Raw genomic sequence first — 15,660 nt, forward strand, 5'->3', positions numbered from 1 at the left:
TGCAGTTCGACCGCCTCAGGAGGCGCAGTCGTCGGCGACTCTGCGTGTCAGCTGCTTGTCGGCGGCGTAGCGCTTCGTCGCGACCTCGAGCAGCGGATCCAGGATTGCGGGGTCGGCCCGTAGCCAGTCGGAGCTCACCTCCCAGGTCGTGCCGTTCCACGTGTAGGCACGCGCCGCTGACGGACCCATGTGGTCCTTGCAGCTTGTTGCCGTCGGCCGCATGACGTCGGCAATGCCGAGCTCCTCGAGCCGCTTCTGGTCTATCTGAAGGTTCTCGTAACCCCAGCGCGCCTGCGCCGGCGTCATCACCTGGCCGATGCCGAACTTCTGCTGGGCGCGGCGCACGCCTTCCACGGCGAACATCGCGTTCATCAGGCCGCGCATGTACAGCGCAGAGCCGACCTCTTCCTTCGGGCCCGAGCCCTCGCCCTTGGCATGGAGCTTGTCCACAACCTTCTTCGCGATCTTCGAATCCAAGGCGGGTCCTGGCAGGATGAGCACTGCGCTGTAGCCCTCGGCACCTGCCACGCCCTTGACGTCGGAGTCGGAGCCGGACGGCCACACGCCCACCACGCGGTTCCTCGGGAACCCGGTGGCCTGTGCCTCCTTCAGCGCCGTGCTGTTCATGACGCCCCAGCCCCACAGCAGCACGAAGTCGGGCCGGCTCTTACGGATCTGCAGCCAGGCGGACTTCTGCTCGACCCCGGGGTGCGGCACGGGAATGGTGACCAGTTCGAAGCCGTGCTTCTTCGCCCGCGCGGTGAGCACCGGGATGGCTTCCTTTCCGTAAGGGCTATCGTGGTAGAGCAGCGTGATCTTCTTGCCCGCCAGCTTGTCGAGGCCGCCCGCCTTCTGCGCCACGTACTGAACCTGCGTGTCGGCCGAGGCCCAGTGGGTGCCGGCGATCGGGAAGCTCCACTTGAAGACTTCTCCGTCGGCGCTTTCGCTGATGCCGTAGCCGGGCGTGAGGATCGGGATCTTGTCGGCGGCGCCGCGCTCGGTGAGCGCGAAGGTGATGCCGGTCGACATGGTCTGTAAGACAGTGGCGCCGCCGTTCTTCCCCTTCATGCGCTCGTAGCATTCGACGCCGCGGTCGGTGGCGTAACCCGTCTCGCACTCCTCCCAGAGCACGCGCACGCCGTTGATGCCGCCCTCCAGGTTGACCAGCTTGAAGTAGTCGACGAAGCCGTTGGCCCACGGCGTTCCGCTGGGCGCATAGGGCCCGGTGCGGAAGGTGAGCAAGGGGAAGTATTGCGACTTGTCTGCCGCGAAGCTCGGCCCGGCAGCGGCCGAGATCGTCAATGCCGCGGCGGCGATGAACGCGCGTGTTTTCGTCATGTTGTCTCCAGTCGTGTTCGATGGGTTCGGCCGTACTTGCTCACGCAGCCCCTGGCTGCGCTGCTTCAGTGAGGAAACGGCCAGATCCTCAGCTTCTGCTTTCCGAGCGACCACAGCCGGCTCAGGCCGTGCGGCTCGACGATCAGGAACCAGACGATCAGCGCGCCGAAGATCATCGTCTCGGCGTGCGATACGGCCGTGGTGGAGATCACGACGCCGACGAGATTGCCGATGCCCGGCAGCGCCTGGTTGAGGAAGATCGGCAGCAGCACGATGAACGCGGCACCGAAGAAGCTGCCCATCACGGAGCTCAGGCCGCCGATGATCACCATGAACAGCAGCTGGAACGAGCGGTCGATCGAGAACGCCGCCGGCTCCCACGCGCCCAGGTGGACGAAGCCCCAGAGCGCGCCGGCCACGCCGACAATGAAGCTGCTCACCGCGAACGCCGTGAGCTTGGCGTAGACCGGGCGGATGCCGATCACCGCCGCGGCCACGTCCATGTCGCGGATCGCCATCCACTCGCGGCCTATTGCGCTGCGCACCAGGTTCTTGGCCACCAGCGCGAACACGATCACGAAGGCGAGGCACAGCAGGTACTTCTGCGCGGGTGTCTCGATCCGCAGCCCGAACATGCTCAGGCCGGCCACGCTCACCGAGCCCGAGGGCGAGTCGTTGGTGAACCACTTGATGCGCAGGAAGGACCAGTCGATGAAGAACTGTGCCGCCAGCGTGGCCACCGCGAGGTACAGCCCCCTGATGCGCAAGCTGGGAATGCCGAACAGCACGCCCACCAAGGTGGCACACCCACCGCCGAGCAGCAGCGAGGCCAGCAGCGGCATGCCCTGGATGCGCACCTGGAAGTTGTAGGCCGCTTAGGCGCCCACCGCCATGAACGCGCCGGTGCCCAGCGAGATCTGACCGCAGTAGCCGACGAGGATGTTGAGGCCGAGCGCGGCCAGCGACAGGATCAGGAACGGGATGAGGATCGCGCGGAACAGGTACTCGCTGGCCGTCCACGGCACGAGCACTGCCGCACCGAGCAGCAACATCGCCATCACCCAGCGATCCTGCAGGATCGGGAAGATCTGCTGGTCAGCGCGATAGGTGGTCTTGAGCTGGCCGTTCTCGCGATAGAGCATGTGGTGTCTCCTTGTGTGCTCAGACGCGGTCGATGACCTTCTCGCCGAACAGCCCTTGCGGCCGCAGGAGAAGGAAGACGAGCGCCAGCGCATAGGCGAACCAGATCTCGATGCCGCCACCGAGCGCCGGGCCGAGGTAGACCTCGGAAAGCTTTTCGCCCATGCCGATGATCAAGCCGCCGACGATGGCACCCGGCACCGACGTGAGGCCTCCGAGGATCACCACCGGCAAGGCCTTCAGCGCCACCAGCGACAGCGAGAACTGCACGCCCAGCTTGCTGCCCCAGATGACGCCGGCCACCAGCGCGACGAAGCCCGCCACGCTCCAGACGATCACCCAGATGCGGTCGAGCGGGATGCCGATCGACTGCGTGGCCTGATGGTCGTCGGCCACCGCGCGCAGCGCGCGGCCGGTGGAGGTCTTCTGGAAGAACAGCGCCAGCAGCGCGACCAGCGCGGTGGCGATCGCGGCAGCGTACAAGTCCTCCTTACTGATCAGCAATCCGCCCTGCAGGGTGCTCTCCAGCACCGTCAGCGGGTCCTTGGGCAGGCCAACGTCGATGGTGTAGATGTCGCTGCCGAAGAGGCTCTGGCCGAAGCCGTCGAGGAAGTGCGCGATGCCCAGCGTGGCCATCAGCAAGGTCACGCCCTCCTGGTTGACCAGCTGGCGCAGGCACAGCCTCTCGACCGCCCTGGCCACGGCGACCATCACGGCGATCGCCGCCGCGAAGGCGAGCACGTTGGCCACCAGCCGACTGTGGATGCCCAGCAGCGACGGGATCCACTCGGCGAAGCGCGCCATCGCGAGCGCCGCGAACAACACCATCGCGCCTTGCGCGAAGTTGAAGACGCCGGAGGCCTTGAAGATCAGCACGAAGCCGAGCGCGACCAGCGAATACAGCATGCCCGACATCAGGCCGCCGATGAGAGTCTCGAGTAGGAAGCCCATCATCGTGTTCCTCAGTCGGTCGTGCCGAGGTAGGCCTTGATGACCTCGGCGTTGCCGCGTACCGCGTCGGGCGTGCCATCGCCGATCTTCTTGCCGTAGTCGAGCACCACGACGCGGTCGCAGATGTCCATCACGACGCCCATGTCGTGCTCGATCAGCACGATGGTGGTGCCGAACTCGTCATTCACGTCGAGAATGAAGCGGCACATGTCCTGCTTCTCTTCGACGTTCATGCCGGCCATCGGTTCGTCGAGCAACAGCAGCGTCGGCTCCATCGCGAGCGCTCGGCCGAGATCGACGCGCTTCTGCAGCCCGTACGGCAGGCGCCCGACCGGTGTCTTGCGCCAGACCTGGATCTCCAGGAAATCGATGATTCGCTCGACGACCTCGCGGTGCGCGATCTCTTCCCTCTCGGCTGGCCCCCAGCGCAGCGCCTGCAGGAACAGGTTGCTCTTCATGCGCAGATTGCGGCCCGTCATGATGTTGTCGAGCACGCTCATGCCCTTGAAGAGCGCAAGGTTCTGGAACGTGCGTGCGACGCCCATCTCGGCGACCTGGCGCGAGCTCATGTGCCTGAAGGTCTTGCCGCGAAAGGCGATCGAGCCTGCCTGCGGCTGGTAGACGCCGTTGATGCAGTTCAGCATCGAACTCTTGCCCGCGCCGTTCGGGCCGATGATGGCTCGGATCTCGTGCTCGCACACGTCGCAGCGCCGCCGACGTGCCGCAGCAGCTCGAGGCCTATGTCGTCGATCTCGGGGTCCCCTTGTTTTCGGTGCCAAAAGTGACGGTACGCCTCTGCCCGTAGAGCCAGCATTGGCGCGGGGTTCGCTTTCAGACCGCGCGCAAGTGCTTGTCAGGCAATGAGTTCCTGTTGGTCCTCCGATCGGCCGCTGAAGGCCTGTTTGTGGGGTCGATCTCAGCCAGCAGCACCTGTTTTCACTGCAGTTTGTGACGGCAGGATCTGGCCCGCGTAGCGCTCCAGCGGGAAGCGGAAGACTCCCCGCAGGTTGATGCCTTCAAGGCGCGTGGGCGCAATGCGCCCGGTCAGCTCGGCCGGCACGATCTGCCGCCTATTGGCCCACCGGTCCAGCACTACCTGCATCTGCGCCGTGTTCCATGCCATCACGATGTTGGCCAGCAGGCTCAGCGCATCGGCCACCGCTTGCATTTCGTCGGCTCTCCGTGCCTGCGCTGGCCCCACACGGCCGGTGTAGATCGCCCGCTTCAGCGCATTGACCGCCTCGCCGCGGTTGAGGACCCGTCGCAGCTCGCGGCGGAACGCCTCGTTGACGAAGTAGTCGGCCAGGAACGCCGTGCGCAGCAGCTTGCCCAACTGGACGCCGGCGTCGTAGATCGGGTCGCCTCGGGCGGCCGAGCCGAACCTGGCCAACGCCGTGACCGCGCTGGCGTGGCCCGTGATCACCGAGGCTGCCAGATGCACCAGACTGTCCCAGTGGGTCTCTATCAGGGCCGTATCGATGGTGGCCTCGCACACGGCAGCGATCTCCTCGGGCACCTTCATGCCGCGCGGCACGAACAGGTGCCGCTGATTGAGCTCCCTGAGCCTGGGACACAGATCGAAGCCCAGCAGCCGAGCCAGGCCCATGGCGAAGTCGGTGTAGCCGTGCGTGTCCACAGCCAGTTGCGTGGTCTCGACCTTCTCCTGCCGCACCACGCCCTCGATGGCCGCGCCAGCCTGACGCTCGTTGAGCACGATGGGCTGGGCATGGAAGATCCCCCAGCGGTCCTTGACGTGGCTGTAGATGCCGATCGAGGCCGTCTGCCGCCTGGGGTCCTGCCGTGCCTGCCAGACCCGGCGGCTGGTCTCCAGGCTCATCATGTCTGACGAAGCCAGATCCGCTCGGCCCCAGGTGGCGGCGATCGGTTGGCGTTGCATGTGCTCCAGCACCGCCTGGCAGGCCAGCGCCAGGCGCCGCTCGTCACCGGCCCAGCGCATAGCCTGGCGAATACTGGTGGCCGACAGCTGCGGGATCATCCGTGCGCACTCGGCCGCAGTCAGGCTGGTGCCGTGGGCCAGGATGCCGGCGTAGACCATCAGCAGTTCCTGGCCAGATCGCGGCTCGCGTGCGAGCATGATCCAGCTGAAGCGCACCTGGGCGTCCACCGCCAGGATGACCTCGGGCAGTTGCACTTCGCCGATGCGCTGATCGAGCCGGCTGCGCAGCCTGCTGACTTCGGGGTCCTCATCGTCGGCCGCCAGCGGAGCCAAGTGCAGTTCGTCGTCGACACGCAGCGCGCCGGTGCGTACCGCCGTGGCCACGGCGTCGACGCCGGCGCGCACGCGCTCCAGCAGCGGCGCGAGGTAGTTCGCTGCCTTGGCCGGCATCTGTAGCCTGGCGTAGTGGCGCCGGGCCTCAACCTCCCAGCGCTCGTCCGGGATGAACAGCCGCTCGCGGCCTCGGAAGCTCAGCGAGTGTTCGATCCAGATCGAGCCATTGCGCAATCCCCGGCGCAGCGCGAACAGGGTGGCCACTTCCAGTGCCCGGAACGCCCGCTCCCGGTCGGTGTCAGCGATGTCCTGGCGCCACGCTGCCCCCAGCCGTGCAGCGGTGACATCGACAGGCAAGGTCTTGTCGCCGGCTGCGTACTGCGCGCGCAGGATGTCCAGCGCCTGCAGCGCCGGGTGCTCACCCGTGGCCGTCCACGACAGGCTCCCAGCGGCCACCAGCAGCGAGCGCACCGGGGCGATGGCGGCGATCAACTGCCGACGGATGCCCGAGGCCCGGCTCGGTGTTCTCTGCGCGCGCCGGGCTGCGACCAGTTCGAGCAGGCGCGTGCGCAGTTCGGCCGTGCCGGCTTCGTCCCGGGCCAGCTCGGCCAACTCCTGCAGCAGCAACTGGTACTGCCGCGACCAGTCGATGGGGGCAACCGCATCGTCGGCACATTGGCGCCAGAGATCGGCGACGCGGCGCTGGAACATGAGGATGAACTGGTCGGTGGCCGTCAGCAAGCAGTAGCGCAGGAAGCAGGCCGTCTCGACGGTCCGGGCGGGCTCCTTGACGCGGGCGTTGACCGACGGCGCTCGCGAGGCCATGCGTCGCGCGTAGCGGCGCACCAGCACGTTGTTGATCTCGGCCAGCGCGCGGTCGACGCCGAGCTCCTTCAGGCAAGTGATTCGCTCCAGAACCTCTGCTATCTGCCGCGTGGAATGCTTGGCCGGCGCGCTCCACAACCAGGACTGGCAGGGTTGTCCATCAGGACGCGGGGCATCCAGCACCGCGCTCCAGCGCTTGAGGGTCGAGACGGGAACCGACTGCCGAACCGCCTCGGCCGTCGTGCGCTCGAGCTCGCTCAGGGCGGCCGCCACCAGGCCGCGGATGTCGCGCTCGCGCAAGACCAGCAACCTGTGGCTGTACAGCCATTGCCGGGCGTGGACGATCAGACGTTCTCGGTCGGCGCACTGCGCGACTTCATCGCGCAGCACACGCACGAGCGCACGACGCTGGTGCTCAGTCATCCAGCCAAATCCCAGGGACTCGCAGGCCAGCTGTTGGTGATCGAACAGGGTGCGGCCCCGTGCATACAGCGCCCGCACGGACGCCAGATCGGGAGTCTCGATGCCGAGTTCGCGGCCCAGGTGGGCCAGCAGGACGCTCGGCACGACGCGCACGCTGTTCAGCGGCCGGCCGGTCATGCGCACGAAGCCGATGTGCAGCGCCAGGCCCAGCCGCAGACCGTCGCCGCGGCGTCGCGCGATCAGCTTGACCTTGCCCCTGAATCCCGTAGCTCTTAGCATCCTTGTTACGCGGCCTTGTTGAGCTGTGCCGCGACCCAGCGCTCTTCATACTGCCTGGGGCTGAGGTAGCCCAGCGAGGAATGTAGCCGGCGGTGGTTGTAGAAGGCCATCCAGTCGATGACCTCGTCCATAGCCTGCCTCCTGGTGGCGAACTTACGCCCATGCAGTCTGCCGACCTTCAGGCGCCCCCACAGGCTCTCGGTCGGCGCGTTGTCCCAGCAGTCGCCCTTGCGGCTCATCGACGAGCGCATCCCGTACCCGGTCAGCGCCTTCTGGAACTCGTCGCTGCAGTATTGGCTGCCGCGGTCCGTGTGCACGATCAGCCCCGGCGGTGGCCGACGCCGGAACCACGCCATGCGCAGCGCGTCCGTCACCAGGCTGGCGCGCATGTGGGGCTGCATGCTCCAGCCCACGATCATCCGACTGTGCAAGTCGATGAAGGCCGCCAGGTACAGCCAGCCTTCGTCGGTAGCGATGTAGGTGATGTCGCTCGTCCACTTCGCGTTGGGGCCGTCGGCCGCGAAGTCCCGCTGAAGCAGGTCTGGCGCGATCGGCAGGTTGTGCTTGCTGTCGGTGGTGACGACGAACTTGCGGCGGCCCCGAGCCTTGATGCCGTGCTGCTGCATCAGGCGTCGAACCCGTTCCTTGCCGACGCGGTGGCCCCGGGCGCACAGCTCCTTAGTCATCCGCGGCCATCCGTACTCCTGACGGACCTCGGCGTGAATGGCACGCACGTGCGCCAGCAAGGCCTCGTCGCTCAGACGCCCCGAGCCCGGCCGGCTCGGCTGGCGTCGATACTGGCGGCGTTGGTGCTCGAAGTACCCGCTGACGCTCACGCCCAGCACCTCGCAGCTCAGGCTCACCGGCCAGCTCTCCTTCATCGTCCGGATCCAGGCGTACTTTGCAGAACATCCTGCGCAAAGTACGCCGCCGCTTTTTTTGCGATGTCGCGCTCCATCTTCACGCGCGCCAGTTCCGCCCTCAGCCTGGCCAGCTCCATCTGCTCTGGCGTCACCGGCCGGTCGCCAGCGCCACCAAGCTGCCCCTGCTCACTGGAGCGCACCCAGTTGCTCAGGCTGGCCTTGGGAATGCCCAGCACCTTCGCCGTCATCCCCACCGACTGGCCTGCCCTGACCAGCCTGACGGCCTCCAGCTTGAACTCCTGCGTGTACTTCCCACGCACTTGCTTGTCATTCATCTCGTAGCTCCTGTCTCTGATTCCATCATCAGCCAAGAACTACGTTTTTCGGGGGCAAGGTCAGCTCTCGCTCGGCGGGGCTGAAGCTGAAGAAGGCCTGCAGCTCAAACTGGCTGAGCTCACGCGGCAGCTCGCGCTGGCCCAGATACGGTGATTGCCAGCCTTGCATGGCCTCGCTCCCAACTCAAGCCTCGGGCCGCCCACGATAAGCCCCTGCGCGAGCCAACAGGAAAGTTCATCGAATCAACAACTTACCGAACAGCGCTCGAACGGACCCGCGCCAATGCTGGCTCTACGGGCAGGAGCGTACCGTCACTTTTGGCACCGAAAACAAGGGGACCCCATGACGGGGATTCGGGACCAGCTTGGAGCGCGCCTCTCCGTCGTAGCATTACCTGCTGCGGTCATCGGAACCGGCAGTGAGCACGAGTGTGTCGTTGGGCGCAGGTATTCGGTTGGTCCTGGAGTCGACCTGGTATTCGCTGGGACGTCTGAGCTGTCACACGCCAGAGAACAGGCGCTTGTGTTCGCTGTGTCGATGACTGTCCTGCACGAAACCACAGATCAGCTGGGACGCTGAGCGCAGAAGCGAACTTGCAACAGAAGCTGGCCGCTCGGTGGCGCACGCCGAAAGCTCAGCGCCTCGGCTTTCTGGCGCCGGCGCTCGGCTTCGAGGTGTTCGAGCGCGCCTATCCAAAGGCTACCCGGCTCCGCGATGTGAAACGGCAGGTTGACCCATCGAGCCGGTTCACATCGAGCTCTGGAGGAAGTACCTCTAGCTCTTGCCCACGCGGTAGAACTATCCGAGCTCAACGGCAGCTCAGAACGCCCCCGGCCGATGTCGAGCAGGTCACACCGCCAGGACCGAACATGAGTCCGCGGCCACCCTCGAGCCTTCCAGTTGCACGTCGTTGCGCGTACCGCAGCGAAGGGCGGCATCAAGCGGCCGGAAGTGTTGCGTGCAATCGAGGACTTCCAGGCGCACATGCAGGCTGACCCTGCGCTAGGCGGCGTGAAGGCACTGCCTGCGTTAGTGCGCTCGGTGAACCGGCTGACTCACAGCGACGATCCTCGCTGGATGCAGATCCCTGACAACGCCAACGAGGTTGGGGGACTGATGTTCACCTATATGGCATCCAGCCCGATTCCCGGAGCGTTGAAGGAGTTCTCGAACATCTGCCGCAGATCCGCGGTGTGCTCGAAGGACTCCGCGAAGACATGCGCGACATCAAGGAGCGGATATCGGCCCTCGAGGGTGGCTTCGGCACGCTGGCGGTAGCAATCGCCAGCCAGAGCGCGCGCATGGACCGCATCGACTCCCGGCTCGAGCGCCTGGAGCACCCGGACGCAGTGCTATGAAACTGCAACGAGGGCAACGGTTGCAGTCACGGTACTCGTTATCTTGAAGCGGCAATGCGATCACCGCCTCGTATCTTAGGCCAGGAGGCGCGGGGAGAAAGGAAGGGACGGCATGGATGCGAGGTGATGTTCTGGGACGCCGCTCTACAGGGTGTGCGAGAGGGCGGCCGAGTGTCACCGGAGGCTCGATGGTCCGCATCCACCCTTAGAGGGATTCCGTGCGGCGGATGCCACACGCCCGTGCCCGTTCAGGAGCTCGATCTTCCTCGGTGGGCGACGAACCACCAGGTCACGGCGCCCGGCAGCGCGCACATGAGGTCAATGGCAACAACGGCCAAAACAGTCAATGCGGCATCTCGCGTACCGAAGGAGCCGGGGTCTGCCAGGAACGTCCCGCCGCCTGCGCTGATAGCCACTGCGAACATGGAGGCGGCCAACAGGGACCGACGTAGGCTTCGCATGCCAAGCGCTAGAAGCGACAGACCGCAGACGGCAGAGAGCACCGCAAGGGTGACATAGATGATGGGGAAGCCGACCAGCATTAGGCCGAAGGCGCGAATCGGCGCATCGTCGAACGTCCCTTCGATGATCGCCGGCTCCTGGGCCGCCTCGTAGAAGCCCAGCAAGTAGAGCGGAGCTAACGCAGCCAGGGCGCAACGAGGCTTGCTGAGACCAGCTTCGGAGTCGGCTGAATGGACGACACGCTAACGTGCGGTCTAACGTTTGACATGAGAGGCGGCGCAAGGGCGCAGCCCTCGAGCGACGATCCGTCGAAGCAAGGCTCGGCTTGATCTTCACGTGACGCATGTACTTGCCCGTACCCTCCGTTGAGTCTCGGGCCCTGGGCTGCGGCACATCGCCATGTCGCCCTGAACCAAACCTCAGAAGTAACCACTCGGGATCAGCCTGTTTTCATAGGCCTCGCGCTCGAGTGCCTCCCGGAAGTCGGGATGAGCGATGGAAATCAGCGCCCTCGCTCGCTCGGCGACCGACCTGCCCTTCAGGTTCACCATGCCGTATTCGGTGGCTACATACATCATGTCCGTTCGCGGTGTGGTCACGATGTTGCATTGGGTCAGACTCGGGACGATTCGGCTGCGCCGTTCTCCACGCTTGTCGTAGGTCGAGGCGAGGCAGATGAATGACTTGCCACCCTTCGATGCATAGGCCCCGCGCACGAATTGCAACTGCCCGCCCGTTCCGCTGATGTGCCGATGGCCGTCGGATTCGGAAGCCGCCTGGCCCTGCAAATCGATCTGCGTGGTGTTGTTGATCGCTAACACGCGATCGTTCTGCATGATGATGTGAGGCAGGTTCGTGTAGTCGACCGGGCAGAAATGAAAGTCCGCATTGCGGTCGATCGTGTCATACAGGTGGCGCGAGCCGAGCGCAAACGTGCAGGCGATCTTGCCGGGATTGAGCTGCTTGCGTGCGCCGGTGATGCGCCCGTCTCGGTAGAGATCGATGATCCCGTCGGTCAGCATCTCGGTGTGGATGCCCAGGTCCTTCACGGGACTTTCGCGCAGCAGGCTGCAGACGGCGTTGGGCATGCCGCCGATCCCGATCTGAAGGCAGGAACCGTCCTCGATCTCGCTGATAATCAGACGTGCGACCGCCCGGTCCACGTCCGTCGGTGGCGGATTGGGCAATTCCGCCGCAGGTGCATCGTCACCTCGGATGATGTAATCCACCTCGCTGATGTGTACTCCGGTCTGTTCGCCCATCACGTGCGGTAGCCCTGACGATTCCTCCACGATCACCATGCGCGCGCGCTCGATCAACGCACGATGCCAAAAGCTGGCCGCGCTCAGGTTGAAGTAACCGTCCGCGTCCATGGGACAGGTCTTGAGAATGACGATGTCTACCGGGTCAATGAAGCGCCGGTAGTAGTCCGGAATCTCGCCGAGGTTGACCGGCAGGTAATTGGCGATCCCGGCGTCGTGCTTCCTGCGGTCATAGCCGGAGAAATGCAGGTTGATCCAGACGAAATGATCGCCGGTCGGGTCTGCCTCCAGTACGGCGCGAGGTCGCATGGTCAGACATGCGCGTATCTTGACGCTGCGCAATTCCTCCATTCGCTGGGCGAGCTCGGCGTCGAAGACATCGGGCTGACAGAGCGAGGCTCCATAGTCGAGCCACATGCCCGATGTGACCAGGCCGGCTGCCTCCTTCGGCGTGATCCTGCGCGCGCCCACCGCTGCGATCCTTTGTGCCATGTTCCTTCCCCCCGGTGATTCAACTGACAGCCTACAAGGTTGAACTGCGTGATCGGTGTAGCCAAAGCGAAAGTGTGCATAGCCTAATTCCCACCTGAATGAATCGGCCGACATTGAGCTGAGCGGACGCCGGTGGAGGTCCGCCCAAGCGAAGGGGTAAAGGAAGGTCTGACAAACCCAGAGCTGATCCGCATTGCGTGATCGAGACCAGACGAAGACGGGTCGCCCCGCCGTTAAGCCTCGAGACGTTGCTGCGCATCCACTGCGTGCAACAGTGGTCCGGGCTGAACGATCCGGCGATGGAAGAGGCGCTGCACGACGTTTCGCTGTACCGGGAGTCGCCAAGCTCGACTCGAACTCGGCGCGAATGCTGCCCTTCTTCCCTTTGCCGCGCTCGGTTACTAAGTCCGCTTCGATGAAGGGATTGAGCCGTCGGCGCAGGTCCGGTCGAATCGCCACGTGCCACTTCGGGGCCACCAGTCCCGGGGCTGCATCAAGGCCTGAAGTCTGCCTTCATGCCGAAGTACCAGTTCTTGCCCTTCTCCGTCTGCCTCACCTCAGGGTCGTGCCCTCCGTCGGCGTTCTTTGTCGAACTTGGCGCGGAGATCAGCGTGGTGTCCCACCGCCGTGCCGGTGCGCAGCAGCAGACCATTGGCCTACCGCATGTCATTGACCAAGCGCAGCATGTCAGGCGCGAGGGTCATGTCTTACGACCTTCCTCAGTTAGGACTATTAAGTGCCGCTCCTTGAGTCTGTCTGAGATCACGGTCGAACTGGAATCCACGATAGCCGTCCTCCACGATCTCCTCGCAGTATCGTCGATAAGGGCCCATTCCGCCGGCATACGGAGTGAATCTCGACGATTTGCCGGTCACATTTTTCCCTGTGTACCATGAGTCGGTGAGCGGGTAAAGCGTCGAATTGGCGATCTCGTCGACCATATCGGTCCAACTGCACTCTGCTTCGACGTCGGGTTCAATGGTTTGCTTTCCATCCCGTTCCATCGACGCAATACAATCGGCAATCCATTCCACGTGCTGCTCAATCGACACGATCATGTTGACGAGTACGCACGGGCTACCCGGTCCAGTGATCGTAAAGAGATTCGGGAATCCCTCCATCATCAGACCCAGATAACTCTGCGGCCACCCCTGCCACTTACGCCGCAACGATCTTCCATTGCGCCCGCATATGTCCATCCTCAGAAGAGGTCCGGTGATCGCGTCATATCCCGTGGCGAAGACCAATACGTCAAGATCGTAGTCTTTGTTGAGCGTCCTTACGCCAGTGGTCGTGATAGATTCGATCGGTGATGTGCGCACGTCGACCAAGCTAACATTGTCCTGATTGAAGATCTGATAATAACCAGCATCAACACACAAACGCTTTGTCCCGAGTGGGTATCCCCGCGGCACAAGCAACTCGGCGGTCTCCGGGTCCTTCACTGTCTCACGAATTTTGCGTTCGACGAACTCAGCAGCTGTCCTGTTCGATTTTATGTCGAGCAACAGATCGCTGTAGCTGAGGACAAAGCAGAAGCCGGCGCCATTCCATGCGGCTTCAAAGTTTCGCTCGCGCGAGCGGTCCGTATCCTCAATGGCTTTCTTTTCGTTCCCGACGTAGGGAATGCCAACCTTAGAGTATCGGCAATGTGCGCGTATGCTGCGATAGTTGGATTTGGCCTCGGCAAGCTCTTCCGGATTGAGGGGGGCATTGCATGACGGCACGCTGTAATTCGGAGTTCTCTGGAAGATCGTCAGGTGCCCGACGGATTGCGCAATCGCTGAGGAGAACTGGATGCCCGTCGAGCCTGTGCCGATAACTCCAACTCGTTTCCCTGTTGGATCCACCGGTTCATGCGGCCAGTTCCCGGTGTGATACCAGGAGCCTTTGAATTCGTTGAGTCCCGGAAAGTCCGGCACGATGCCCGCCGATAGGCATCCGACCGCTGAAATCAGGAACCGCGCACGTGCGCACGTGCCATCGCTTGAGATAACTTCCCACTGGTTCGATGTTTCATCAAACATCGCCGCAGTGACCGTCATGCAAAAGCGGATGTCACGCCGCAGATCGAAGCGATCAGCCACATGCTTGGCGTATTCCAGGATCTCAGGTTGCGCGGCGTAGCGTTCGGTCCAGTTCCATTCTTGTTCAAGTTCCGGAGAGAAGGAATACGAGTAGCTCAAACTTTCGATGTCGCATCTGCAACCCGGGTATCGATTCCAATACCATGTGCCACCGACGTCGTCTCCTCGCTCGTAGACGCACACACGCATTCCGAGTTGACGCAGCCGATAGAGCATGTACATTCCGGCGAAGCCGGCACCGATGACGATGGCATCGTACTGGGTGTTTGAGCCGCTCTGAGCGGGTCTTGACTCAATCAAAGCGGTTTCCACTTGCGATCCTTTCGAGATGCGTGCGCGGTGTGTTGCTTAGTTCTTTGGGAACTTCGACTCCTTTGTGAGTCCCCAGCCCTGCAACAGTCCCGTTACATAATGGGTCTCTACCATACGGCGACTGATGGCCCATCGCCCGGCCCGACGTTGGAATTCGTCCAGATACGTTGCCGCCAAGATGATAGGTCGTCCGCTTGCCTCGGTCCCGTGCATGTTCACTTCGGAAATGCCTGTGGCGCGGTCGCCATCGACTTTCAGAAGTAGATTGGTTGTGAAATGCCAGGTTTCAGGTATGGCAACAACAACTTGGTCGTACACGCGGCGGATTTCGTCCGCACCGCGGAAGTCTCCGAATAGGCCAGGCATCAAGTATTCGGCGTCTTCATGGAAGACCGATAGCAGAAGATTGACATCATGTCGGTCCCATCCAAGTGCGTATCCGGATACGAGATCCCGAATTGCGTCTTTCGACTCCAACACATCGAGCCTTTGCTCGGCGGTGAGTTCGCCAAACTTGGTCATTTAGTCCACCTCGTGTTTTTGGTTACATTAATCCGCGTGGGATAACAAGCCCATTAGCCCAAGCAGTGCGTCACTTCTCGATGCAGCGTCCACCCGTAAACCGCGGACTACGAACGGTATCTTCCGACCACGTTCCACATAATCATGAAGGACACGCGACATGGGCCGCCCCTCTCTAAGGGGGTGGCTTTGGGGGGAGAGTTGGCGCCACTCGGTCGCATCCGATGTAGGGAACTGGAATCGGTCGTTGAGTCCCCGCCTCTGTGGAGCAGAGGACGCCGTGCCCCCTCAATAACATCTCTTCTGGGAGGGGGCGGCGTCGGACGGTGCGTACGCTACCTTTGTTCGACGCTCCCCCTCGCGCCAATTAGGCTCCGACGTGCACGCGTGTCTTTGGTATGTCAAACCGTTGAACTGACGTCGCTCGTCACGCCGACACTCCGCTATCGGAAGTAAAACCTCCCTTACCCCCCCTTCCAGAAGGTTGCGCGCAAGCATGTATGAACGAAGATTGAAGCGTACACGGCTGGAAGCGCGCTTCTCGCCGCACAAAGTAGCTGATCCCCCTAGATAACAGGGTCGAGCTTGTGTCCGTATGGCGTACTTCCCTAGAGGCTTGTTCTTTGAACGAACGACGCCGAGTAAGGAGCCGTTGTAGCTGTTGAATTAATTCGGTATAAAAAGAATGCTAGCCTAAACATGGCATCACTTCTCAGCGGCGCCCTCTTGGCTCCAGGCAGCGGATTTTCATACTCTGGCTAACATGCGCTGCGCGCTGAG

Annotated in this window: 10 protein-coding genes and 5 pseudogenes; 3 read left to right on the top strand and 12 right to left on the bottom strand. The window is 63.2% G+C overall.

The features are described 5' to 3' along the window. Positions 1–15: 15 nt before the first annotated feature. From MPE_RS22250 to MPE_RS24405, 7 genes and pseudogenes are all read right to left on the bottom strand, one after another. The gene (locus tag MPE_RS22250; RefSeq protein WP_011831884.1) at positions 16–1,338 is read right to left on the bottom strand and encodes an ABC transporter substrate-binding protein; all 1,323 of its coding nucleotides are present in this window, start codon (positions 1,336–1,338) and stop codon (positions 16–18) included. Between the two features lie 65 nt (positions 1,339–1,403). After that, positions 1,404–2,480 (bottom strand): annotated as a pseudogene (locus MPE_RS22255) (branched-chain amino acid ABC transporter permease). Positions 2,481–2,499: 19 nt separating this feature from the next. Further along, a complete protein-coding gene (locus MPE_RS22260) occupies positions 2,500–3,429 on the bottom strand; it encodes a branched-chain amino acid ABC transporter permease (protein WP_041930432.1) in 930 nt (309 codons plus the stop codon). Positions 3,430–3,440: 11 nt separating this feature from the next. Continuing rightward, on the bottom strand, positions 3,441–4,208 hold the full coding sequence (locus tag MPE_RS22265) for an ABC transporter ATP-binding protein (RefSeq protein ID WP_011831887.1): 768 nt from the start codon (positions 4,206–4,208) through the stop codon (positions 3,441–3,443). Positions 4,209–4,345: 137 nt separating this feature from the next. Continuing rightward, a pseudogene (locus tag MPE_RS22270) lies at positions 4,346–7,147 on the bottom strand (Tn3 family transposase); the annotation flags it as partial. A gap of 44 nt (positions 7,148–7,191) precedes the next feature. Further along, a protein-coding gene (locus MPE_RS22275) for an IS3-like element ISMpe1 family transposase (protein WP_085984391.1) occupies positions 7,192–8,384 on the bottom strand; the annotation gives its coding sequence in 2 pieces (ribosomal slippage) (positions 7,192–8,129 and positions 8,129–8,384; 1,194 coding nt in all). Between the two features lie 28 nt (positions 8,385–8,412). Beyond that, positions 8,413–8,553 (bottom strand): hypothetical protein, encoded by a 141-nt coding sequence (locus MPE_RS24405; RefSeq protein ID WP_158304635.1) that lies wholly within the window; start codon positions 8,551–8,553, stop codon positions 8,413–8,415. 717 nt (positions 8,554–9,270) lie between these two features. On the opposite strand from MPE_RS24405, the pseudogene MPE_RS24810 reads away from it, so the two are divergent. Beyond that, positions 9,271–9,552, top strand: a pseudogene (locus MPE_RS24810) (transporter); the annotation flags it as partial. A 50-nt stretch (positions 9,553–9,602) separates the two neighbouring features. Next, the gene (locus MPE_RS24815; protein ID WP_011831890.1) at positions 9,603–9,743 is read left to right on the top strand and encodes a hypothetical protein; all 141 of its coding nucleotides are present in this window, start codon (positions 9,603–9,605) and stop codon (positions 9,741–9,743) included. A 248-nt stretch (positions 9,744–9,991) separates the two neighbouring features. On the opposite strand, the gene MPE_RS22290 is transcribed toward MPE_RS24815, so the two are convergent. Beyond that, positions 9,992–10,369 (bottom strand): hypothetical protein, encoded by a 378-nt coding sequence (locus tag MPE_RS22290; protein ID WP_011831891.1) that lies wholly within the window; start codon positions 10,367–10,369, stop codon positions 9,992–9,994. 255 nt (positions 10,370–10,624) lie between these two features. Further along, positions 10,625–11,959 (bottom strand): acetyl-CoA hydrolase/transferase family protein, encoded by a 1,335-nt coding sequence (locus MPE_RS22295; RefSeq protein WP_011831892.1) that lies wholly within the window; start codon positions 11,957–11,959, stop codon positions 10,625–10,627. Positions 11,960–12,189: 230 nt separating this feature from the next. On the opposite strand from MPE_RS22295, the pseudogene MPE_RS24235 reads away from it, so the two are divergent. Continuing rightward, positions 12,190–12,297 (top strand): annotated as a pseudogene (locus MPE_RS24235) (transposase); the annotation flags it as partial. A 170-nt stretch (positions 12,298–12,467) separates the two neighbouring features. Here MPE_RS24235 and MPE_RS24415 read toward each other — a convergent pair. From MPE_RS24415 to MPE_RS23690, 3 genes and pseudogenes are all read right to left on the bottom strand, one after another. Next, a pseudogene (locus MPE_RS24415) lies at positions 12,468–12,609 on the bottom strand (IS5/IS1182 family transposase); the annotation flags it as partial. Between the two features lie 69 nt (positions 12,610–12,678). Further along, the gene (locus MPE_RS23685) at positions 12,679–14,358 is read right to left on the bottom strand and encodes a flavin-containing monooxygenase (protein ID WP_011831893.1); all 1,680 of its coding nucleotides are present in this window, start codon (positions 14,356–14,358) and stop codon (positions 12,679–12,681) included. 36 nt (positions 14,359–14,394) lie between these two features. Further along, complete coding sequence (locus MPE_RS23690) at positions 14,395–14,880, bottom strand: nuclear transport factor 2 family protein (RefSeq protein WP_011831894.1); 486 nt, start codon at positions 14,878–14,880, stop codon at positions 14,395–14,397. Positions 14,881–15,660: the final 780 nt, after the last annotated feature.

Origin of the sequence: Methylibium petroleiphilum PM1, from assembly GCF_000015725.1 — a bacterium.
Taxonomy (GTDB): Bacteria; Pseudomonadota; Gammaproteobacteria; order Burkholderiales; family Burkholderiaceae_C; genus Methylibium; species Methylibium petroleiphilum.

Bases quoted from the DNA above. Each gene is read 5' to 3' on its own strand.
- MPE_RS23690 (WP_011831894.1), bottom strand. From the start codon at position 14,880: ATGACCAAGTTTGGCGAACTCACCGCCGAGCAAAGGCTCGATGTGTTG.
- MPE_RS22250 (WP_011831884.1), bottom strand. From the start codon at position 1,338: ATGACGAAAACACGCGCGTTCATCGCCGCCGCGGCATTGACGATCTCG.
- MPE_RS22260 (WP_041930432.1), bottom strand. From the start codon at position 3,429: ATGGGCTTCCTACTCGAGACTCTCATCGGCGGCCTGATGTCGGGCATG.
- MPE_RS24405 (WP_158304635.1), bottom strand. From the start codon at position 8,553: ATGCAAGGCTGGCAATCACCGTATCTGGGCCAGCGCGAGCTGCCGCGT.
- MPE_RS22295 (WP_011831892.1), bottom strand. From the start codon at position 11,959: ATGGCACAAAGGATCGCAGCGGTGGGCGCGCGCAGGATCACGCCGAAG.
- MPE_RS24815 (WP_011831890.1), top strand. From the start codon at position 9,603: ATGCGCGACATCAAGGAGCGGATATCGGCCCTCGAGGGTGGCTTCGGC.